The 22,024-nt window shown below is 62.1% G+C and carries 22 protein-coding genes; 9 read left to right on the top strand and 13 right to left on the bottom strand.

Annotated features, from left to right (window positions below):
• Positions 1-199 precede the first annotated feature (199 nt).
• Both E0L20_RS23855 and E0L20_RS09575 read left to right on the top strand, forming a co-directional pair.
• On the top strand, positions 200-358 hold the full coding sequence (locus E0L20_RS23855) for a hypothetical protein (RefSeq protein ID WP_165500698.1): 159 nt from the start codon (positions 200-202) through the stop codon (positions 356-358).
• A 161-nt stretch (positions 359-519) separates the two neighbouring features.
• Entirely contained in the window at positions 520-2,184 is a 1,665-nt protein-coding gene (locus E0L20_RS09575) for an SgrR family transcriptional regulator (protein WP_131633755.1), read from the top strand.
• On the opposite strand, the gene E0L20_RS09570 is transcribed toward E0L20_RS09575, so the two are convergent.
• From E0L20_RS09570 to E0L20_RS09555, 4 genes are all read right to left on the bottom strand, one after another.
• A complete protein-coding gene (locus E0L20_RS09570; RefSeq protein WP_131633754.1) occupies positions 2,157-3,179 on the bottom strand; it encodes a HoxN/HupN/NixA family nickel/cobalt transporter in 1,023 nt (340 codons plus the stop codon). The two genes, E0L20_RS09575 and E0L20_RS09570, sit on opposite strands and share 28 nt — an antisense overlap.
• Positions 3,157-5,397 carry a carbamoyltransferase HypF gene (gene hypF, locus E0L20_RS09565; RefSeq protein ID WP_131633753.1) on the bottom strand — a complete coding sequence of 747 codons (2,241 nt, stop codon included), beginning with the start codon at positions 5,395-5,397 and terminating at the stop codon, positions 3,157-3,159. Before hypF ends, E0L20_RS09570 begins: the two co-directional genes overlap by 23 nt.
• 6 nt (positions 5,398-5,403) lie before the next feature.
• Positions 5,404-5,949, bottom strand: coding sequence for an electron transport protein HydN (gene hydN / locus E0L20_RS09560; protein WP_131633752.1), 546 nt, complete (start codon positions 5,947-5,949; stop codon positions 5,404-5,406).
• Positions 5,950-6,084: 135 nt separating this feature from the next.
• Complete coding sequence (locus E0L20_RS09555; protein WP_345788977.1) at positions 6,085-7,122, bottom strand: LacI family DNA-binding transcriptional regulator; 1,038 nt, start codon at positions 7,120-7,122, stop codon at positions 6,085-6,087.
• Positions 7,123-7,311: 189 nt separating this feature from the next.
• Between E0L20_RS09555 and ascF the strand changes: the two genes are divergently transcribed.
• Together ascF and E0L20_RS09545 are read left to right on the top strand one after the other, a co-directional pair.
• Positions 7,312-8,763 (top strand): PTS cellobiose/arbutin/salicin transporter subunit IIBC, encoded by a 1,452-nt coding sequence (ascF, locus tag E0L20_RS09550; protein WP_131633750.1) that lies wholly within the window; start codon positions 7,312-7,314, stop codon positions 8,761-8,763.
• 18 nt (positions 8,764-8,781) lie between these two features.
• Positions 8,782-10,206, top strand: a complete 1,425-nt coding sequence (locus tag E0L20_RS09545; protein ID WP_131633749.1) for a 6-phospho-beta-glucosidase — start codon at positions 8,782-8,784, stop codon at positions 10,204-10,206.
• A gap of 54 nt (positions 10,207-10,260) precedes the next feature.
• On the opposite strand, the gene hycI is transcribed toward E0L20_RS09545, so the two are convergent.
• The 9 genes from hycI to hycA all read right to left on the bottom strand — a co-directional run bounded on the left by hycI (position 10,261) and on the right by hycA (position 18,173).
• Positions 10,261-10,734, bottom strand: a complete 474-nt coding sequence (hycI, locus tag E0L20_RS09540; RefSeq protein WP_131633748.1) for a hydrogenase maturation peptidase HycI — start codon at positions 10,732-10,734, stop codon at positions 10,261-10,263.
• Positions 10,727-11,137, bottom strand: coding sequence for a formate hydrogenlyase maturation HycH family protein (locus E0L20_RS09535; protein ID WP_131633747.1), 411 nt, complete (start codon positions 11,135-11,137; stop codon positions 10,727-10,729). The genes hycI and E0L20_RS09535 overlap by 8 nt, the downstream gene beginning before the upstream one ends.
• On the bottom strand, positions 11,134-11,901 hold the full coding sequence (locus E0L20_RS09530; RefSeq protein WP_023295327.1) for an NADH-quinone oxidoreductase subunit B family protein: 768 nt from the start codon (positions 11,899-11,901) through the stop codon (positions 11,134-11,136). The genes E0L20_RS09535 and E0L20_RS09530 overlap by 4 nt, the downstream gene beginning before the upstream one ends.
• On the bottom strand, positions 11,901-12,443 hold the full coding sequence (locus E0L20_RS09525; protein ID WP_131633746.1) for a formate hydrogenlyase complex iron-sulfur subunit: 543 nt from the start codon (positions 12,441-12,443) through the stop codon (positions 11,901-11,903). The genes E0L20_RS09530 and E0L20_RS09525 overlap by 1 nt, the downstream gene beginning before the upstream one ends.
• 124 nt (positions 12,444-12,567) lie before the next feature.
• Positions 12,568-14,277 carry a hydrogenase large subunit gene (locus E0L20_RS09520; RefSeq protein WP_131633745.1) on the bottom strand — a complete coding sequence of 570 codons (1,710 nt, stop codon included), beginning with the start codon at positions 14,275-14,277 and terminating at the stop codon, positions 12,568-12,570.
• Between the two features lie 15 nt (positions 14,278-14,292).
• Positions 14,293-15,216 (bottom strand): respiratory chain complex I subunit 1 family protein, encoded by a 924-nt coding sequence (locus E0L20_RS09515; RefSeq protein ID WP_131633744.1) that lies wholly within the window; start codon positions 15,214-15,216, stop codon positions 14,293-14,295.
• Position 15,217: 1 nt separating this feature from the next.
• A complete protein-coding gene (gene hycC, locus E0L20_RS09510) occupies positions 15,218-17,032 on the bottom strand; it encodes a formate hydrogenlyase subunit 3 (protein ID WP_131633743.1) in 1,815 nt (604 codons plus the stop codon).
• Complete coding sequence (locus E0L20_RS09505) at positions 17,029-17,637, bottom strand: 4Fe-4S dicluster domain-containing protein (protein WP_131633742.1); 609 nt, start codon at positions 17,635-17,637, stop codon at positions 17,029-17,031. Before E0L20_RS09505 ends, hycC begins: the two co-directional genes overlap by 4 nt.
• Positions 17,638-17,708: 71 nt before the next feature.
• Complete coding sequence (gene hycA, locus E0L20_RS09500; RefSeq protein WP_131633741.1) at positions 17,709-18,173, bottom strand: formate hydrogenlyase regulator HycA; 465 nt, start codon at positions 18,171-18,173, stop codon at positions 17,709-17,711.
• Positions 18,174-18,384: 211 nt separating this feature from the next.
• On the opposite strand from hycA, the gene hypA reads away from it, so the two are divergent.
• From hypA to hypE, 5 genes are read left to right on the top strand one after another with little or no spacing between them, the layout of a single operon-like run.
• Positions 18,385-18,735 (top strand): hydrogenase maturation nickel metallochaperone HypA, encoded by a 351-nt coding sequence (hypA, locus tag E0L20_RS09495; protein WP_131633740.1) that lies wholly within the window; start codon positions 18,385-18,387, stop codon positions 18,733-18,735.
• 3 nt (positions 18,736-18,738) lie between these two features.
• On the top strand, positions 18,739-19,602 hold the full coding sequence (gene hypB / locus E0L20_RS09490; protein WP_131633739.1) for a hydrogenase nickel incorporation protein HypB: 864 nt from the start codon (positions 18,739-18,741) through the stop codon (positions 19,600-19,602).
• The gene (locus E0L20_RS09485) at positions 19,593-19,865 is read left to right on the top strand and encodes a HypC/HybG/HupF family hydrogenase formation chaperone (protein WP_119936001.1); all 273 of its coding nucleotides are present in this window, start codon (positions 19,593-19,595) and stop codon (positions 19,863-19,865) included. The genes hypB and E0L20_RS09485 overlap by 10 nt, the downstream gene beginning before the upstream one ends.
• A 3-nt stretch (positions 19,866-19,868) precedes the next feature.
• Positions 19,869-20,990: a hydrogenase formation protein HypD gene (gene hypD, locus E0L20_RS09480; protein ID WP_131633738.1), complete on the top strand. Its 1,122-nt coding sequence runs from the start codon at positions 19,869-19,871 to the stop codon at positions 20,988-20,990.
• Positions 20,987-21,997, top strand: a complete 1,011-nt coding sequence (gene hypE / locus E0L20_RS09475) for a hydrogenase expression/formation protein HypE (protein WP_131633737.1) — start codon at positions 20,987-20,989, stop codon at positions 21,995-21,997. The genes hypD and hypE overlap by 4 nt, the downstream gene beginning before the upstream one ends.
• Positions 21,998-22,024: the final 27 nt, after the last annotated feature.

Here is a 22,024-nt window from a genome sequence, read left to right as displayed (position 1 = left end):
TTTGCCGGGTGGCGCTTCGCTTACCCGGCCTACAGTACTGCCACGCTTACTTAACCTTTGGATTTTATTATCCGCCGCCCCGATGTCCCGGGGCTTTTTTTTGCCCGATGAAAATGCGGAACAGCTTAAAAACATCACCCTGTTTTATCCCCCTTCCCCGGCTTACCCTGAACAGGAATCAATCAGCCGGAGACATCCCATGGCAACGTTCAGCAAAGAGCTACTTTACTTTTCAACCTATTTTAAACAGGCGAAAAAGGGAGAACATATTCTGTTTCGCTGGCTCTGGCTCAGCCCGGAGGCGCGCATTGAGCGTCTGCGTGAGCTGATGATGCCGGTCAGTGAGCATGAGCGGTAATTGCCGGGTGGCGCTGCGCTTGCCCAGCCTACAAAGCCCGTAGGCCCGCGCAGGCGTAGCGCCGCCGGGCTAAAAACCGGAACACTTTACATAAACCAGCACTTTTTCTTCCGCAAAAAAATCCTACACTCTCAGCATCCCTTTGTTATCGGTATGCCGCTATGCGCCAGCTACAGAAAATCCGTCAGTATCAACGGCTTTATCAGCACTACGGCGCTGCGCCAGCCTCCACGACCATTGCAGAAGTCGCGGAGGTTGCGCTGTGCAGCGAACGTCATGCGCGCACCCTGCTGCGCCAGCTCGCACAAAGCGGCTGGCTAAGCTGGGATGCGCAGCCGGGGCGCGGGCATCGTGCCACCCTGCACTGCCTGACAACCACCAGCGAACTGAGCGCGCCGCTGATGCACGCCTGTCTGGAGAAAGGGGATTACCAGAGCGCGCTCCAGCTGGCCGACGGCGATCCGGCCAGCCTGCACCACATCATCACCCCGTTTTTAGGGGGAAAATGGCTAAAGCATCAGCCAACCCTGCGTATTCCGTGGTACCGCCCGCTGACCTCGCTTCACCCCGCCCTTCAGCGTCGTCGCGCCGAGCAGCATATTATCTGCGCGGTACATGCGGGGCTGACGCGCTATGCGTCAGGCCACCCACGTCCCGTGCCCGATTTAGCCCACCACTGGGAAGCCAGCGAGGATAAACTCGCCTGGCGGTTTTACCTGCGCAGCGGCGCGCACTGGCATAACGGGCAGTCCATCAGCGATGAAGATGTTCTCAGCGCGATTCAGCAGTTGCTGGCCGATCCCGGCCGCAGCGCGGGGTGCACGCACGTTCAGACGGTGTCGCTTGTCGCCCCCTGGTGTCTGGAGTTCCAGCTGAACACGCCCGACGCTATGCTGGCGCACCGTCTTGCCCACCACGCCTGTCGCCTGCCGCATCCGCAGCAGCCGGATATCGGTGCCGGGCCGTTTGCTATCGCTCGCCACCACTCCCACTATCTGCGCCTTGAGCGCCAGCCCTGGTACTTTGCCGCGCACCCGCTGCTCCACGCCATTGAGTTCTGGCGAACCCGCAGCGAGGCGGAAAGACCCGCGTGGATCACCGTGGGGAAAGGAGACAATGCCCGGGCGTCCGTCACCTCTACCAGCGGTGGGTTTGCCTGGCTGATGCTGAACGCCATGCTGCCAGAGCCGCTGGCGGCCTGGCTGCGCCAGGAAATTCAGCATATCAATCAACAGTACCTTTGCCGGGAGGATGTCGACACCCGCACGGAAATTCTGCCCGGCATCGCGACGCCCGCCCTTCCGGATGTATCCGAGGTGGCGCTTCCCGCCACCCTTTCGCTTGTCTGTTACGACACGCCGGGGCTGAGCGATCTGGCCAGCATGCTGCAAGCGCGCCTGAAAAAGCGCGGCTGCGACGTTAATATTCAGTGGAAGGACCGCGAGGAATGGCATGCGCCCGACGCGCTGGCGCAGGGCGATATCCTACTGGGGGACTATCTGGCTGGCGAAGTGCCGGAGTTTGCGCTGGCAGAGTGGTTTACAGAAGAACCCGCCTGGGCCGCCGCGCTGGGGCAGACCGCCTGGCAAAAAGCGAAGCAGACGCTTATAACGTACTGCGAAAGCGAAGAAACGCTGAAAACACGGGTGCCCGCGTTCTTTCAGCACCTGCTGGAAAGCGGCGCCTGCACGCCGCTGTTCCACTACCGCTATCGTCTTAACACCCTGGAAAACGTGCAGGACATTGTGCTGACCGCCAGCGGCTGGCTCGATTTTACCCGCGCCTGGCTGCCGCCGGTTCAGGAGCGCACGATCAGCGCGTCGTAGCCGCGCCAGCGGTAGTTGACCATCGAGATCAGCCAGCAGGCAACGAACAGCCCGACCACCACAAACCCGGCGTTGCCCAGGTTGTCGTTCACCGCGCCAATCAGATCCCAGACGCCGCCGCTGAGGGCAAATTTGTCCATCAGCAGGCCCAGCGCTTCCAGCCCGCCGATAAACAGCGCCACCACCACGGAGGTGCCGGTGATGGTCATGTTGTAGTAGAGCTTGCGCTGCGGCTTGTTGAACGCCCAGCCGTAGGCCCCGACCATCAGCAGGTTGTCGAGGGTATCCACCAGCGCCATGCCGCTGGCGAAGAGCGCCGGGAAGACCATGATTGACCACACCGACATCCCGCTGGAGGCGCTGGCGGCAGAGATCCCCAGCACGCCAATCTCGGTGGCCGTATCAAAGCCGAGGCCAAACAGGAAGCCGACCAGGTACATCTGCCAGCTTTTATTCACCAGGCGGAAGGTTTTGCCGAACAGCCAGTTCATGACGCCGCCCTGCGCAGGCAGCGCGATGTCGCCCTGCACCGGCCTGCCGTTTTTCAGCGCCTGAAAGCTGCGCCAGACGCCGCGCAGGATCACCATGTTCACCAGCGCCATCGCCAGCAGGAAGGTCGCGGAAACGGCGGTGCCGATCAGGCTGCCGGTTTCGTGGAACCATGCCATGTTTTTCTGAAACGCCGTCGCGGTGGCGGCGATGGCAATGGAGGCCAGCACCACGATGGTGGAGTGCCCCAGCGAGAACCACGCCCCCACGCCGGACGGACGCTTGCCCTGCTGCATCATCTTACGCGTCACGGTATCAATGGCGGCAATGTGGTCCGCATCTACCGCATGGCGCAGCCCGTAGCACCACGCCAGCAGGCTGGCGGCCATCAGCGCCGTGCTGCCGCTAAAGGTTTGCCATGCCCATCCCCAGGCGAGCAAATTAGCCATTACCAGTCCCAGCAGCAGAAGCGCCGCGCAAGGTTCATTGCGTAAGAGTCGTAACATTGTAAGTCCTTTGTGAACATGACCGGGCGGCGGCGATCGCCGCCTGCCCGAAGGAGATAGCCCCGTCGCCTGCGGGCAGGTGATGAGGAAAAAGAAGAGTGAAGTCAGAGAGATAATGACGCAGGCGCGCGCGCAGCAGACGGTTATGCAACACGCCGCCGCTGAGGCAGATTGTCGACAGCGACAGGCGTCGGGCATGAAACGCCGCAACGTTTGCCAGCCCTTTAGCCAGCGCGTCGTGGAACGCCCACGCGCGCGCGCTGGGTTCCGCCTGCCAGGTCAGCCACTGCTGCCAGAAACGCGCGAGGTTCTCGACTGACAGCGTCACCGGATGATCGACGCCCGCGCACCGCGATGCCAGCGCTTCCAGCCTGCAGGCGGCTTCACCTTCATAGCTCTGCGTATCGATGCCCAGCGCGCAGGCGACCGCGTCAAACAGGCGACCGCACGACGAGGCCAGCGGCGCGTTAATGCCGCGCTGGATGGCCGTCGCCAGCAGCGGCCAGCGTTGTGCCTGAACCGCGCGCGTTTCCGGGTACTGCGTCCAGTCAGGAACAAACGCCAGGCAGTGGGCGAGCAAATTACGCCACGGCTGCCGCGCCGCCAGATCGCCGCCCGGCAGCGCAACGGCGGGCAGCCCGCCGAGATGTTCGCACTCAAGATAGTTGACCCGCAGGCACTCCCCGCCCCACAGCGCGCCGTTTTCGCCCATGCCGATGCCGTCCAGCGTCAGGGCGATAACGTCTCCGCCCTCTCGCGGCCAGCCGTTTTCGGCCAGGCACGCCGCCGCGTGCGCGTGATGGTGCAACACGGTTTCGACCGGTAGCCCCTGCCCCTGCGCCCATTGTTGCGTGTGATAGCCCGGATGGGCGTCGCACACCACGCGCTCCGGCTGAAAGGCATAGATGTCCTGCATCGTCGAGAGCGCGCCGCGCCACTGCGCTTCGACACCGTCGTCACTCAGGTCGCCAAAATGCTGGCTCAGCACCGCCTGGCTGCCACGCACCAGGCAGAAGGTGTTTTTCATCTCCGCGCCGGTGCATAGCATGGCGGGGATGTTCTCGAAACCCGCAGGCAACGTGATGGCATCGGGCACAAAACCGCGCGCCCGGCGCAGCATCGTGCCGTCCCGATCCATCACCGAATCATCCATCCGTTGAAGAATATCGCGATTGTGCAGCAGGAAGCCGTCCGCAATGTTGCCCAGTTCATCCAGCGCCTGTTGATTACTGATGGCAGGCGGCCTGCCGCTGAGGTTGCCGGAGGTCATCACCAGCGGATGCCGGCAGTCCATCATCAAAAGGTGCTGCAGCGGATTAGCGGGAAGCATTATGCCCAGGGTATCCAGACCCGGTGCGATAGCCTCAGGGTAGTCAGGCAGCCAGGCTTTTGGCGTGAGCACGATAGGTGCAGCGGGTGAGCCGAGCAGCGTCTGAATCGACTCAGGCAGCTTATCCGCCTGCGGGATCATCACCGCCAGCGGCTTCGACGGGCGCTGTTTGCGAGCCCGCAGTTTCCGTATCGCCTGCGGATTTTGCGCATCACAGACGAGGTGAAAACCGCCCAGCCCTTTAACCGCGACTATGCCACCGCTCCTGAGCATTGCCACCGCTTCACGCAGTGCCGTTTCGCGGATGGCAACAACGTCGCCCGAACGCCATTCCAGCGCGGGCCCGCAGTCCGGGCAGGCCACCGGCTGGGCGTGGAAGCGCCGATCGGCCGGGTTACGGTATTCCGTTTCGCACGGCACGCAGAGCGGGAAAGCGGCCATTGACGTGGCCGGACGGTCGTAGGGCATGGCGCGGATAATGGTAAAGCGCGGGCCGCAGTGGGTGCAGTTGATAAACGGATAGCGGTAGCGGCGCTCGCCGGGGTCGCGCATTTCAGCAAGACACGCGGGACAGGTGGCGGCATCGGGGACAATCTGGGTGTCCATCGCCCCGCCCGTGCTGTGGCGGATAACGAACGCGTCCGGCAGGGTCGTCCAGGTGAACGGCTGCGTTTCAACGTCATCAATGCGCGCCAGCGGCGGGCAGTCCTGGCGCAGCCTCGCGATAAAGGCCCCCCCATTACCCGCGAGGCGCACCAGCACGCCCTCTCCGTCGTTGCAGACATCACCCGCTAGCTGAAGCTGATGCGCAAGCTGCCAGACGAAGGGCCGAAACCCCACGCCCTGCACCTTGCCCCTCACCCGCAGCTGAACGCCGTTACCGCTCATCGCAGGTTAAAACAGCAGTGACGAGGAGGTGTCGAACGCCGCACGTCGGCGTTTTTCGGCGCTCATCTGTTCGAGCTTGTCGCGATCCACGCACACCAGCGCGTGCGTCGGGCAGACCTCCATGCAGGCCGGGCCGGCTTCGCGGTGGTAGCAGAGATCGCACTTGTTGGCTTCTGCTTTTTCCGCGCGCACGCTCAGCCCCATTCCGCTGTTGCGCACCACCGGGCGAACCACCACCTCCATCGCCCCGTACGGGCAGGCAACAACGCAGGTTTTACACCCGATGCAGCGCTCCTGCATCACGTGCACAAAGCCTTTCTCGCGCTTAATCGCCCCGTTCGGACAGACGTTGGCGCAGGGTGCGTCTTCGCACTGGCGGCAAATCGCGGCGGTTGAGATGTTCACGCCCTTAATAACGTGAATGCGCGGCAGGAAGGCTTCCGGGGTCAGGGAGGCGCAATCCTGCTCCGACTGGTGGGATACTACGCATGCAACTTCACAGGTACGGCAGCCAATACACTTACTGGCATCGGCCATCATAAAACGGTTCATCTGCTTCTCCAGCATAACAATCATGCGCGGAGCTATTCATAAACCGTGCCAGTTTTTAACCTGTTGAAATAACTGGACTTACAGAAAAGACAGAGGTGTTGTCATCGTCACTTCTGACGATGACGGCTGTCGACGTCAGCGGTGCGGGCCATCAATTACCGATTCGCGCAGGATTAGCTCGCCGGAAAACGTTTGCTGATATTTGAATTCGCCGCCGTCGAGCATGAAAATCAGGCGGCTAATGGTCTCCTGGATCATCTCCGTCACCGGAACGCGCACGCTGGAGAGCGACGGCACGATGTAGGGCGCAATCGCCACGTCGTCAAAGCCGATCACCGACACCGCATCCGGCGTGGCGATCCCGCTCTGGTGAAGCTGCTTTATGGCTCCGATCGCCATATCGTCGTTGCTCGCCACCAGCGCCGTAAAGCGTTCGCCGCGAGCGAGCAGCTCAGACACCGCCGCCGCGCCGCTGGCCGGGTTCCACTTCCCCTGCGCAATCAGCCCCTCGCGCAGCGGAATACCGTGCTGCGCCAGCGCGTCCCTGTAGCCGGAAAGGCGCTCAACCCCGGTGGGAGAATCCAGCGAGCCGGTGATAAACGCAATGTCACGGTGCCCCTTCGCAATCAGCTGCGACACCGCCTCCTGGCTGGAGGCTTTATGATCGGACCAGACGCAGTGGCTGCTGTTTTTCCGCAGGCGGCGGTTGAGCACCATGATCGGCTGCTCGCACTTCTCGACGATCTCGTCCATCTCTTCCACGCTCAAAAAGCGCGGGTAGATGATCGCCGCGTCGCAGCGCATGTCGAGCAGATACTGAATGGCCTCGCGCTCTTCCTCGGCGCTGTGCTTGCCGTCCGCGAGGATCAGCTGCCGCCCCTTCTCTTCGGTCATGCGCGCGGCGTTAAACAGCAGTTCGCTAAAGTAGACGCCGTGATACAGCGTGTTGGTCACCACCAGCCCCAGCGTCTGGGTGCGTTTAGTCGCCAGGTTTCGCGCCAGCAGATTGGGGCGATAGCCGCTCTCTTCGATGGCCTGAAATACCCGGTCTTTGGTCTCCTGGCTGACGTAGCCATTTCCCGACAGCACCCTGGAGACCGTCGCTTTCGAAACGCCTGCCCGCTTCGCCACTTCCAGCATCGTGGTCATGTTGTTATTCCGTTTGAACCTGATGGGCGCAGTGTACTGCACTGCAGAAAAATTGTCGCAGCGGCGATCTCACGCTTTTAACACCCTCGAGTGATCGTCATCACGAAACGAAAAAATGGCTAAAAAGCGATCTTGTTTCATTCACAGAAACTCATGATGATTATGTGGAACCGGTTTCCTACACTTCTCACAACGATAACAGGATCACATCCGATGGCCAAAAATTACGCCGCGCTGGCGAACGACGTTGTCAGCGCGCTGGGCGGCAGAGAGAACATTGTCGCCGTCACCCACTGCATGACGCGCCTGCGCTTCGTGCTGAAAGACGAAAGCCTCACCGACGCCGCGCGCCTGAAAAGCATCAGCGGCGTGCTCGGCGTGGTGCGCAACGACAACCAGTGCCAGGTGATCATCGGCAACACCGTTTCACAGGCCTACCGCGAAGTGGTGAGCCTGCTGCCAACCAGCCTGCAGCCTGCCGTACCGGAAGGCCCGCAGAAATTGACCCTGCGCCGCATCGGCGCCGGGATCCTCGACGCGCTGATCGGCACCATGTCCCCGCTGATCCCGGCGATCATCGGCGGCTCGATGGTCAAGCTGCTGGCGATGATCCTCGAGATGACCGGCGTGCTGGGCAAGGGCGATCCCACGCTGACCATCCTGACGGTCATCGGCGACGGCGCGTTCTTCTTCCTGCCGCTGATGGTGGCGGCCTCGGCGGCGGTGAAGTTCAAAACCAATATGTCGCTGGCGATTGCCATCGCGGGCGTGCTGGTGCACCCGAGCTTTATCGAGCTGATGGCGAAGGCCGCGCAGGGCGAGCACGTTGAGTTCGCCTTTATCCCGGTGACGGCGGTGAAATACACCTACACCGTCATCCCGGCTCTGGTCATGACCTGGTGCCTGTCATACATCGAGCGCTGGGTAGATCGCATTACCCCGGCGGTAACCAAAAACTTCCTCAAGCCGATGCTGATCGTGCTGATTGCCGCCCCGCTCGCCATCGTACTGATTGGCCCGCTGGGGATCTGGATCGGCAGCGCCATCTCCGCGCTGGTTTACACCATTCATGGCTATCTGGGCTGGCTCTCCGTCGCCATCATGGGCGCGCTGTGGCCGCTGCTGGTGATGACCGGGATGCACCGCGTGTTTACGCCGACTATCATTCAGACCATTGCCGAGACGGGCAAAGAGGGGATGGTGATGCCGTCGGAAATCGGCGCCAACCTGTCGCTCGGCGGCTCGTCGTTGGCGGTGGCGTGGAAAACCAAAAACCCTGAGCTGCGCCAGACGGCGCTGGCGGCGGCGGCCTCCGCCATCATGGCGGGGATCTCTGAGCCTGCCCTGTACGGCGTGGCGGTACGCCTGAAGCGTCCGCTGATTGCCAGCCTGATCAGCGGCTTTATCTGCGGCGCGGTGGCGGGCATGGCCGGTCTCGCCAGCCACTCGATGGCGGCGCCGGGGCTGTTCACCAGCGTGCAGTTCTTCGACCCGGCCAACCCGATGACCATCGTCTGGGTGTTTGGCGTGATGGGGCTGGCGGTGGTGCTGTCGTTTGTTCTGACCCTGATACTCGGCTTTGAGGATATCCCGGTCGAAGACGAGGCCGAAAAAGCGCGCGCCCTGCAGACCGCACCGGTACAGAGCAAAGCAGCACAAGCATAAATTGAAAGCGAGGTAAGAATGTCTGTTTTTCCACAAGGATTTTTATGGGGCGGCGCGCTTGCCGCTAACCAGAGTGAAGGTGCTTACCGTGAAGGCGGAAAGGGGCTGACGACGGTCGATATGATCCCCCACGGCGCGAATCGCCTGGCGGTGAAGGTCGGTAAGGAAAAGCGTTTCTCGCTGCGTGACGACGAGTTCTACCCAAGCCACGAGGCGATTGATTTTTACCATCGCTATAAAGAGGACATCGCCCTGATGGCGGAGATGGGCTTTACGGTGTTCCGCACCTCGATTGCCTGGAGCCGTCTCTACCCGAACGGCGACGAGCCGCTGCCGAATAAAGAGGGCATCGCCTTCTACCGCGCGGTGTTCGAGGAGTGCAAAAAGTACAACATTGAGCCGCTGGTCACCCTGTGCCACTTCGACGTGCCGATGCACCTGGTGACGGAGTACGGCTCGTGGCGCAACCGCAAGATGGTCGATTTCTTCGCCCGCTACGCCCGCACCTGCTTTGAAGAATTTAACGGGCTGGTGAAATACTGGCTGACCTTCAACGAAATCAACATCATGCTGCACAGCCCGTTCTCCGGCGCGGGGCTGGTGTTTGAGGAAGGTGAAAACGAAGACCAGGTGAAATACCAGGCCGCGCACCACGAGCTGGTGGCAAGCGCGCTGGCGACCAAAATCGCCCACGAGGTGAACCCGGAAAACCAGGTCGGCTGCATGCTGGCGGGCGGGAATTTCTACCCGTACTCCTGCAAGCCGGAAGACGTGTGGATGGCGCTCGAGAAAGACCGCGAGAACCTGTTCTTTATCGACGTGCAGGCGCGCGGCCGCTATCCGGCCTACTCCGCCCGCGTGTTCCGCGAGAAAGGCGTGGTGATTGTGAAAGATCCCGGCGACGACGAACTGCTGAAAAACACCGTCGACTTTGTCTCGTTCAGCTATTACGCCTCGCGCTGCGCATCGGCGGACATGAACGCGGGCAACACCAGCGCGGCGAACATCGTGAAGTCTCTGCGCAACCCGCATATTCAGGTGAGCGAGTGGGGCTGGGGCATCGACCCGCTCGGCCTGCGCATCACCATGAACATGATGTACGACCGCTACCAGAAGCCGCTGTTTCTGGTGGAAAACGGGCTGGGCGCGAAGGACGAGATTGACGCCAACGGCGAGATCAACGACGACTACCGCATCAGCTACCTGCGCGAGCACATCCGCGCCATGGGCGACGCCATTGAGGACGGCGTGCCGCTGATGGGCTACACCACCTGGGGCTGCATCGACCTGGTGTCGGCCTCAACGGGCGAGATGAGCAAGCGCTACGGGTTTGTCTACGTTGACCGCGATGACGCCGGAAACGGCACGCTGGACCGCAAGCGCAAGAAATCGTTCGGGTGGTATAAGAAGGTGATCGCGAGTAACGGGGGGGATCTGGAGTAGCCAATCCTTACCCCTCTCCCCATAGGGGAGAGGGTGTGTTTTGTCCCCTCTCCCCTATGGGGAGAGGGTTAGGGTGAGGGGTTCAAATCCACCATTTCCACCCCACTCCGCTAGCCGTGAATAAACCACTTCCACCGCCTCTTTCACCGGCGGCGTCATCGGGTAATAAAACCCAACGATGTCCGGCTGGATCCCCAAAAACAGCACCTCGCCCACGTCGTCTTTAATCTGATCGACCAGGTAGTTCAGCGGCATATTGTGCGTCGTCATCATAAACATCTCGGCGATGTCGTCCGGGTCAATCAGGCGGATCTCGCCGGGGTTGAGCCCCATATCGGTGGCATCAACGATTAACAGCCTCTCCGGGCGCAGCTCGCGAATGGCGACTACGTCGTTTTCCGGCGCGCTGCCGCCGTCAATCACCACCCAGCTGCCCTGCGGGTTCGCGGCGCACATCTCTGCCAGCAGCGGGCCCGCGCCGTCGTCGCCCATCATGCTGTTGCCGACACACAGTAAAACGTCAGTCACGTAATCTCCTCACCATCAGGTAGATGGCGCTCTCCTGATGAATATCGTGCAGCATGCTAAGCAGCGTTTTGCTCCACGCCTGCTGCCCGGGGGTTTGCCTGCTCAGCGCCGCGTCAAAGGCGTTGGCGAGCATCGCAATGTGGTTGGCGTCAATGACGATCTCGCCGTATTTCGGCACGCCCTCCATCTTGCGCCGCGCCGTGCTGCCCTCCTCCAGCGTGGCGATCCACGCCAGGTAATCGGCCCACGGGCAGCTCAGCGCCGCCTCCAGGCAGTCGATCACCCCGAGGTGATGCCCAATCGCCAGGCTGTAATAGACCACCTGCTGCGCCGCATCCGGCGTGGCATCGTTCTCATCAATAAACTTACGGCTCAGCTGGCTGAACACCACCGTTTCACTCATCGGATACGCGCCTCGTCCACGATGCTGTTCAGGTTCGCCACGATCTCATTGAGACGCGGATCGTTTTCCGCCTCCAGCCAGCGCGCCACCTGATGGTCGCCCTGGCTCAGCAGGCGCAGATAATCGTCGGCGATCTGGCGGCCATAGCGATAGCCCGCCAGCTTCCGCGCCGTGCGGTCGACCTTCACGCGCAGCGGCTGCACCATGTCCGGGTGCAGAATGGCCGCAGGCTGGTTGTCCAGCTCGCCCGGCTCGCGCGCGTGGATTTTCTGCTCCAGCAGGCCGAGCGCCATCGCAAAGCCGTACAGCGTCGCGGCGGGTGTCGGCGGGCAGCCTGGAATGTAGACGTCCACCGGCACGATTTTGTCGGTGCCGCCCCAGACGCAGTAAAGGTCGTGGAAGATGCCGCCGCTGTTGCCGCAGGCCCCGTACGAGATGCATATTTTCGGGTCCGGCGCGGACTGCCAGGCGCGCAGCGCGGGGGATCGCATGGCGCGGGTGACGGCCCCGGTAAACAGCAGAATGTCCGCATGGCGCGGAGACGGCACCACCTTGATGCCGAAGCGCTCGGCGTCAAACAGCGGTGACAGCGTGGCGAAGATCTCGATCTCGCAGCCGTTGCAACCGCCGCAGTCCACGCGGTAGACGTAGGCCGAGCGTTTGATTTTTTTCAGCAGCGACGCCTTCATGCTGGCGATGGATTCGTCCACCGTCATCGGCACCGGAATGCCGTTAGCGTCGCGCGGGCCCAGTAGGTTTTCCATCAGCTGGCCTCTCTCATATGGCGGGTGATATCAATGCGGTCGGACGGCAGCAGGCACTTCTGACGCTTGCACTCCGGGCAGGTTTCAAAGCTTTCGCGGTGATGCTCCGCGCGTGCGTCGCCGTTGTGCTGCAGCAGCGCGATGGCATAGTCGATCTCTTTCTGCACGGCGAACGGACGCTGGCAGATGCGGCAGCTGCACAGGTCAAAGCGCGACTGCTGCAGAAAATCCTCTTTCTTCCACACCGCCAGCTCGTATTCCTGCGACAGGCGAATGGCGACCGTCGGGCAGACCTCCTCGCAGCGGCCGCAGAAGATGCAGCGCCCGAGGTTGAACTGCCAGGCCAGCTCGCCGCTTTTGAGATCCGTTTCTACCGTCAGCGCATTCGACGGGCAGGCGTTGACGCAGGCCGCGCAGCCGATGCACTGCTGCGGGTTGTGCTCCGGCTTGCCGCGAAAGTTTTTATCCACCGGCATCGGCTCCAGCGGATAGCTGCTGGTTACCGTGCCGGTTTTGATTACTTTTTTGATAAAGGTAAACATTTTTACTCCTGCTTTCGTGCGGTTTTCTCACCCTCACCCTAGCCCTCTCCCTAAAAGGGAGAGGGAACCGTTCGCCCCTTTGGGGAGAGGGCCGGGGTGAGGGGACCAGACCGCACAACATCATCTATTTCAGCGGCGAGTTCTTACGCTCGATGCTGTAGCGCTCAAGCTCTTTGTACGGCACCACCTGGCTTTTCTTCTTGCGCACGTCCACGACGGTCATGCGGTCGGTGCAGGAGTAGCACGGGTCGAGGCTGCCGATGATCAGCGGCGCGTCGGAGACGGTGTTACCGCGCAGCATATAGCGCAGGGTTGGCCAGTTGGCGTAGGTCGCCGCACGGCAGCGCCAGCGGTAGAGTTTCTGGTTGTCGCCGGTCATGCTCCAGTGGATATCGTCCCCGCGCGGCGCTTCGGCAAAGCCGAGGGCAAAGCGGTTCGGGATGTAGGTGAATCCTTCCACCATCAGCGGGCCGCCCGGCAGGTTATCGAGGCCGAAGTCGATCATGTTCAGGGCGGTGAACACCTCGTTGATGCGCACCTTGAGGCGCGAAATGACGTCGCAGCCCTGCTCGCTGTGCACGGTCATCGGCAGCAGGCCGTAGCCGACGAACGGGTGATCGGCGCGGGTGTCGCGGGCATGGCCACTGGCGCGCACCATCGGACCGACGTTGCTGAAGTCGCGGGCGATTTCCGGGTCCAGGCGGCCAATGCCGACGGTGCGCTGCTCGATGTTTGGCGTGCTGAGCAGCATGTCCACCAGCTCCTGCACGTCGCGGCGCATCTGCTGCGCCAGCAGGCGGGTCTGGATAATGTCGTCCTTCAGCAGGTCGCGGCGGATCCCGCCGATCAGGTTCAGGCCGTAGGTTTTACGCGCCCCGGTGAGGATCTCCGCCATCTTCATCGACGCCTCGCGCACGCGGAAGAACTGCATAAACCCGGAGTCAAAGCCGACGAAGTGGCAGGCCAGGCCGAGGTTGAGCAGGTGCGAGTGCAGGCGCTCCACCTCCAGCAGAATGGCGCGGATCATCTGCGCGCGCTCCGGCACCACGATCCCCATGCCGTTCTCCACCGAGGTGGTGTAGGCAGTGCTGTGGGCAAAGCCGCAGATGCCGCACACGCGATCAGAGAGGAACGTCACTTCGTTGTAGCCCATGCGGGTCTCCGCCAGCTTTTCCATGCCGCGGTGGACGTAGAACAGGCGGTAGTCGGCGTCGATGATGTTTTCGCCGTCAACGAACAGGCGGAAGTGGCCCGGTTCGTCGGATGTGACGTGCAGCGGGCCGATCGGCACCACGTTGTTCTTCTTGCTGCCCAGCTCGTTGATGAACTCGTAGGTTTCGCTGTCGGTGGTCGGCGCCGGGCGCTGGCGGTAGTCCATGCTGTCTTTGCGCAGCGGATAGAGTTCGTCCGGCCAGTCGTCCGGCAGCACCAGGCGGCGCTCGTCCGGCAGGCCGACCGGCACCAGGCCGTACATGTCGCGCACTTCGCGCTCGCCCCACACGGCGGCGGGCACGCGCGGCGTGACGGACGGGTATTCCGGCTTATTCGGGTCGACCTCGACGCGCACGGTAAGCCAGCACTTCTCGCCCTGCTCCATCGACATCACGTAGTACACCGCATAGTTGCCGCACAGCTGGCGCTCGTCGTTGCCGAACAGCACCGACAGCCAGCCGCCCTGCTGGTAGTACAGAAACTCCACCACTTCCGGCAGGTAGTTCACCTTAATGGTGACGGTTATCTGGTCTTTGGTTTGCCATGACTCCTCCAGCACCACGCCGGGGAAAGCCTGATGCAACGCGGCGAGATACTGCTGACCTTTCTTTTCTTCAGACATAAATACTCTCTTTAATCACGCCACCAGCAAGGAGACGAACGCTAAAAATGCAAAACCAAAACCGGCCCAGGTGATGCGCGACGTTTCGACAAAACGCAGGCGCGCCATGCTGTTTTCAAACAGGGCAATCACCAGCACGCCGACCAGCAGCTTGAGGGCGGCAACAACAACCGCCAGCACCAGGCCGCCCGCGGAGAAATGGGTCATCTGCCCCCACGGGAAGAAAACGCCGACGAACATCTGCAGTACCACCAGCTGCTTGAGGCTGATGCCCCACTTCAGCACCGCAAAGCCGTAGCCGCTGTATTCGGTAAGCGGCCCTTCCTGCAGCTCCTGCTCGGCTTCCGCCAGATCGAACGGCAGTTTGCCCATCTCAATAAAGGTGGCGAACGCGCAGGCGCAGAGCGCCAGCACCAGCGGGATCGAGCGCGCCACCGGCCAGTGATAGACGGTGTCGGTGATAAAGCTGATGTGGGTTGAACCGGCCACCTGCGCGGCGACCCACAGCCCCAGCAGCAGGATCGGCTCCACCAGCACGCCGAGCATCGCCTCGCGGCTGGCGCCGATGCCGGTAAACGGGCTGCCGGTGTCCAGACCCGCAATCGCAAAGAAGAAGCGGGCAATGGCGAAGAGGTAGATCAGCGTAATCAGATCGCCAAGCGCCGGCAGCGGCGAGCCCACCGTCACCACCGGCAGCGCGGTGGCGATGGTCAGCATCACGCCCACCATCACGAACGGCGTCAGGCGGAAGACCCAGCCTGCGGCGTCGGGTGCCACGCTCTGTCGAGAAAGCAGCTTGAAGAGATCGCGGTACTCCTGGAGCACGCCGGGCCCGCGACGGTTATGCATTCGGGCGCGCGCCACGCGCGTGATGCCCGACAGCAGCGGCGCGACGGCGAACAGCACCAGCGCCTGAAGAATGGCCAGTAACAAACTCATGTCAGGCTCCTCGTGAAATCACAATGACCACCAGCACCGCCAGCTCGATCAACGCCAGACGGCGGAACAGCAGGGGCACGGCAGCACTCTGCCAGCCCGGCACCCAGTCCACCGGGTTCAGCCAGTGGCGCAGCTTCAGCACGGCGGCGAAGTTCTCCTTCACCGGCATGGCGAAGCCGTGGGCGGTGATAACCATCGACTGCTCGTGTTCATAGCCGCAGGCCCACGCCGAACCGCGCGCGCGGGAGGCGAGACGGTCGCGTTTGAAGAACAGCATCAGCAAGAACGGCAGGAGCGGCGCGGCGACCAGCAGCAGCGCAATCATCGGCTGGGAAACGACGGTATGCGCCGTCGCGAGCGGCAGCGGAATAGCGCGCCCCAGCAGCGGCAGCAGCCACGGCGCGGCAACCCCGCCCGCGATGCAGCACAGCGCCAGCGCGACCACGCTTATCGCCATCAGTACCGGCGCGCAGCAGGCGTTTTCAGCTTCACGGGTGCGCGGCGCGCCGAGGAAGGTCACGCCGTAAACTTTGGCCATGCACATCACCGCCAGCGCGCCGGTAATCGCCAGGCCGACCGCCAGCAGCGGGCCAAGCAGGCGCGCGATAAATGCGTCGCTCTGACCGAGCGCGAAGAAGGACTGGTAGATCACCCACTCCCCGGCAAAGCCGTTCAGCGGCGGCAGCGCGGCCATCGCCATCAGCCCGACCAGCATCGCCAGTGAAATCACCGGCATCTTTTTGCCAATCCCACCGAGCTTTTCAATATCCCGATGGCCGGTGCGGAACCAGACGCTGCCCGCCCCGAGGAACAGCGTGCTTTTAAACAGGCTGTGGTTGACGAGGTGATACAGGCCGCCGATAAACCCGGAGGCAATCAGCGCCGGCTGGTTAAGCGCCAGCCCGGTCACGCCCGCACCCATACCGAGCAGGATGATGCCGATGTTTTCCAGCGTGTGGTATGCCAGCAGGCGCTGGATGTTGTGCTCCATCAGCGCGTACAGTCCGCCGACGAACGCGGTAATCATGCCGGCGACCAGCAGCACGATGCCCCACCACAGCGGCGGCTGCCCGCCGGCCAGCGTGATGCTCAGAATACCGAACAGCCCGACCTTCATGACGACGGTGGAGAACAGCGCGGCGGCGGGCGCGGAGGCGTTCGCGTGCGCCTGCGGCACCCAGCCGTGCAACGGGATGATCCCGGCGAGCAGGCCAAAGCCGACGACGCCAAGAACCCAGACGTCATTGCCCAGCGCCTGGCCGTGAAGCGCGGTAAAGTCCAGCGTGCCGAAACGCTGCCACACCAGCCAGCAGGCCAGCGCCAGCAGCAGCGTGCCGAGGCGCCCGAGCGCAAACCACAGCTTGCCGGAGGCGCTGCAGCCCGTCAGGAACACGCCGCACAGCGCCATGATTTCGGCCATCACCACCAGCGCACCGAGGTTGCTGGCGATAACGGTGCAGACCGCCGTCGCCATCAGCAGGTTCACCAGCAGGCCGTTAGCTTTGACCTGCTGATGGCGATGCCAGTCAATATTGAACAGGCTGATAAACAGCCCGCACAGGCCAAAGGTCACCAGCCAGATGGCGTTCAGCGGCGTAAGCGCGACGGTGTAGCGGATCAGCGGCATGAGTGCGGAAACGGACTGCCCGCCGATCAGGACGACGCCGCCCGCAGCCAGCGTCATCAGGCTGCCGACCGCCCCGCCGATACCGGCGATCCAGCCGCTCAGGGTTTTATGAAAAGAGAAGATCAGCGCCAGCACGGCGGCAGCGGCAAAGTACGCCACGGCGCTGTTAATCATGGTAATAGCGTTCATTTCGCCCCCTCGTTAAGCGCCTGCAGAAGCGAAAGATCGCCGACGTCGGTATTAATGGTCAGCTCGCGCTTGCGCCTGCTGGTGCGGGCAATGTCGCGAATGTTGACCAGAATCAGCGCTTTGGTCGGGCAGGTGCGCACGCAGGCCGGGCCTTGTTCATCGAAGCTGCACAGATCGCACTTCACCGCAACGGCACGGATGCCGGGCACCCAGTCCAGCAGCGTGCTTACGCGTGCCGGAGCCGGTGGCGCAGGCGGGGCTTTCGGCGTGTTTGCGTTCGCCGGAATATGCAGCGGGCGGCTGCCGGAAAATTCGATGGCGCCGAACGGACAGGCGATGCCGCACAGCTTGCAGCTTACGCACAGGCTTTCATTCAGCTGGACGGCACCGTCAACGCGGGTGATGGCGTTAACGGGGCAGACGCCCGCGCAGGGGGCATCCTCGCAGTGGTGGCAGAGCTGCGGGGCAGACTCTTTTTCATTACGCATGACGCGCAGGCGCGGCATGGACTGTAGCCCGTGCAGGCGATGCGTTTCTGAACACGCCGCCTCACAGGTTCGACAGCCAATACAGACCGTCGAGTCAGCAATTACAAAACGGTTCACCGGGCAATCCTCTGGTGATGGTCATTTTTGACGAAAAAACTGTCGTGTCGACACATCTCGACACGCGATATTCAGGCCACGTTTGCCGGGGCGTTTCCATCCATCAGCTGCTGCAGGTTGACCGGCAAATCGTGTTCAACCGCCGCGTAGAGCCCGTTGTACACCGGCGCGATTTTCTCCAGATAGTGCTCAAGCACCTGCTGGCGATCGCGATTGCTGACGTGACCGTCCACCATGCCGTCGGCCATCAGCTGCGCCTTCGCAATACACTGTTTTTCACCCTCTTTTGTCTCGACGTAGTACTCGATGGTGTGGCTGTTAAAACTCTCTGCCAGAGTGACGTTGATCGTAAAGTGACCGAATAACACAAAGCGCATATCCCCCTGCGACGCACAGCTCATGGCGTGGTGCAGGCGGGCTTTCGACAGGGTGATCCCCTGAACCAGAGAGTTGCAGTAGAGGTGCCACTGATCCTGCAGCTGCTGGTGACGCTGCGCGATGTAGTCAGCTTTTTCGCTAATTTCCCAAATAGTCATAAAAGGTATCCGCGTAATGGAGATAGCGGCTGTTAAGCAGATTCCGTGCCAGTTTTTAATTTATTGAATTTTAAAGGATTTAACGAAGCTCACGCTGTCATCATCGGGGTGTCGACGTGTCATTTCGACAGCGTTGACATCGTCACGCCTTAACAAAAATCAAGCTGGCACCGTTATTGCATTGAATGGCGCAAATCATTGAGGAGGCGTCATGCACGAAATTACCCTCTGCCAGCGGGCCCTGGAGCTTATCGAACAGCAGGCAGTGCAAAACCACGCGAAGCGCGTTACCGGCGTCTGGCTGAAGGTTGGCGCGTTTTCCTGCGTCGAGACCAGCGCCCTCACCTTCTGCTTTGAGCTGGTGTGCCGCGGTACGCTGGCGGAAGGATGCGAGCTGCATATCGACGAGCAGCAGGCGGAGTGCTGGTGCGAGCAGTGCCAGCAGTACGTCACCCTGCTGTCATCAAAGGTTCAGCGCTGCCCGCAGTGCCAGAGCGCCGGGCTGCGCATCGTGGCGGACGACGGTATGCAGATCCAACGCCTCGAAATCGAGAAGGAGTAAGTTATGTGTAGCACCTGCGGTTGCGCCGAAGGCAACCTGTATATAGAAGGGGATGAACACCGTCCCCACTCCGCGTTTCGCTCCGCGCCCTTTTCTCCTGCCCCGCGGCCTGCGGCGGCCTTAACCGGTATCACCTTCGCCCCGCAACAATCCGCTGCGGGCGATCTGCACTACGGCCACGGCGAGGCGGGTACCCACGCGCCGGGCATGAGCCAGCGCCAGATGCTGGAGGTGGAGATCGACGTGCTGGACAAAAATAACCGGCTCGCCGCCCGCAACCGCGCCCGTTTTGCCGCCCGTAAACAGCTGGTGCTGAACCTGGTCTCCAGCCCCGGTTCCGGCAAAACCACGCTGCTGACCGAAACGCTCAAACGCCTGAACGCGCGCGTCTCCTGCGCCGTTATCGAAGGCGATCAGCAAACCGTTAATGACGCCGCGCGCATTCGCGAAACCGGCACCCCGGCGATTCAGGTCAACACCGGCAAAGGCTGCCATCTGGACGCGCAGATGATTGCCGATGCCGCCCCGCGACTGCCGCTGGCGGATAACGGCATCCTGTTTATTGAAAACGTCGGCAACCTGGTCTGCCCGGCGAGCTTTGACCTTGGCGAACGACACAAGGTCGCAGTGCTTTCCGTGACAGAAGGGGAAGACAAACCGCTGAAATATCCGCATATGTTTGCTGCGGCCTCCATCATGCTGCTGAACAAAGTTGACCTGCTGCCGTACCTGAATTTCGACGTGGATAAGTGTCTGGCGTATGCCCGGGAAGTGAATCCGGAGATTCAGATCCTGCTGGTCTCCGCCACGCGCGGCGACGGCATGGACGCCTGGCTGAACTGGCTGGAGAGCGAACGATGTGCATAGGCGTACCGGGGCAGATCCATTCCATTGACGGGAATCAGGCCAAAGTCGAGGTCTGCGGCATCCTGCGCGACGTCGACCTGACGCTGGTAGGCAGCACTGACGAAACGGGCGCCTCGCGCCTCGGCCAGTGGGTGCTGGTCCACGTGGGGTTTGCGATGAGCGTAATAAATGAAGCGGAAGCCCGCGACACCCTCGACGCCCTGCAAAACATGTTCGACGTGGAGCCTGACGTAGGCGCGCTCCTGTTCGGCGAGGAGCGATAGCACATGCGTTACGTTGATGAATACCGCGCGCCGGAACAGGTGATGCAGCTTATCGGGCACCTGAAAACGCGCGCGGCGCAGCTGGACTACACGAAAGAAAAACCGCTGCGGATCATGGAGGTGTGCGGCGGGCATACCCACGCCATCTTCAAGTTTGGCCTCGACCAGCTGCTGCCGGAAAACATCGAGTTTATCCACGGCCCCGGCTGCCCGGTCTGCGTTCTGCCGATGGGGCGCATCGACAGCTGTATTGAAATCGCCAGCCATCCCGACGTGATCTTCTGCACCTTTGGCGACGCGATGCGCGTGCCGGGGAAAAAGGGATCGCTGCTGCAGGCGAAGGCGCGCGGCGCGGACGTGCGGATCGTTTACTCGCCGATGGATGCCCTGACGCTGGCAGAGAATAACCCCGCGCGCAGGGTCGTGTTTTTTGGCCTGGGGTTTGAAACCACCATGCCCGCCACCGCCATCACGCTCCAGCAGGCGAAAGCGCGTAATCTCGACAACTTTTTCTTCTTCTGCCAGCACATCACGCTCATCCCCACGCTGCGCAGCCTGCTGGAGGCGCCGGGGAACGGAATAGACGCCTTTCTGGCACCGGGGCACGTCAGCATGGTGATTGGCACAGACGCCTACGGCTTTATCGCTGAGCGGTACAATCGTCCGTTAGTGGTCGCTGGTTTCGAACCGCTTGATCTACTGCAAGGCGTGACCATGCTGGTTGAGCAGAAAATAGCGGCCCTGAGCGCGGTAGAAAATCAGTATCGCCGCGTGGTGCCTGATGCGGGCAATGCGCTCGCCCAGCAGGCGATAGCCGACGTGTTTTGCGTCGAAGGCGGCAGCGAGTGGCGCGGCCTGGGGCTGATTGCCGAATCCGGCGTGAGATTAACGCCGGCCTACCGCTCGTTCGACGCCGAGGCGCATTTCCGCCCGCAGCCGCAGCAGATTTGCGACGATCCGCGCGCCCGCTGCGGCGAGGTACTCACCGGAAAATGTAAACCGCATCAATGCCCATTATTGGGTAACACCTGTAACCCGCAAACCGCGTTTGGCGCGCTGATGGTCTCCTCTGAGGGCGCATGTGCCGCGTGGTATCAGTATCGCAATCAGGAGTGTGAAGTATGAACACGGTTGAAATGGCGCACGGAAGCGGTGGACAGGCGATGCAGCAGCTGATTAACCGGCTGTTCATGGAGGCGTTTAACAATCCCTGGCTTGCCGAACAGGAAGACCAGGCGCGCATTGACCTCACGACCCTGACCGCGCAGGGCGACCGGCTGGCCTTCTCCACCGACAGCTACGTGATCGATCCGCTGTTCTTTCCGGGGGGCGATATCGGCAAGCTCGCCGTCTGCGGCACGGCGAACGACGTAGCCGTTAGCGGCGCGGTCCCCCGCTACCTCTCGTGCGGGTTTATCCTCGAAGAAGGGCTACCGATGGAGACGCTCGCGGCGGTGGTCAACAGCATGGCGCAGACCGCGCGCGAGGCGGGCATTGCTATCGTGACCGGGGATACCAAAGTGGTGCAGCGCGGCGCGGCCGATAAGCTTTTCATCAACACCGCCGGCATGGGGGCGATCCCCGCCCATATCCACTGGGGCGCGCAGCAGCTTGCCGCGGGCGACGTGCTGATCGTCAGCGGAACGCTGGGCTGCCACGGGGCAACGATTCTTAACCTCCGCGAAGGCCTGGGGCTGGACGGCGAGCTGCGCAGCGACTGCGCGGTACTCACTCCGCTTATCCAGACGCTACGCGCCATTCCGGGGGTAAAAGCCCTGCGCGACGCCACGCGAGGCGGCGTCAACGCCGTGGTGCACGAGTTCGCCGCAAGCTGCGGGTACGGCATCGAACTGACCGAGCGCGGTCTGCCGGTTAAACCTGCCGTGCGCGGGCTGTGCGAGCTATTAGGCCTCGATCCGCTAAACTTTGCTAACGAAGGCAAGCTGGTCATCGGCGTGAATCGCGCGGCGGCGGAAGCCGTACTTGCGCAGCTGAGCGCACATCCCTTAGGCAAGGATGCGGCAATCATCGGCGAGGTGGTTGAGCGCAAAGGGGTGCGCCTGGCCGGACTGTATGGCGTTAAGCGTACGCTGGATCTCCCGCACGCGGAGCCGTTACCCCGTATTTGCTAGACCGCGCCATAAGCGGTCAGCACTCAA

Origin of the sequence: Enterobacter wuhouensis, from assembly GCF_004331265.1 — a bacterium.
GTDB lineage: Bacteria > Pseudomonadota > Gammaproteobacteria > Enterobacterales > Enterobacteriaceae > Enterobacter > Enterobacter wuhouensis.
The sequence above is the reverse complement of the archived record's forward strand: the minus strand, read 5'-3'. Positions and strand labels throughout refer to the sequence as shown.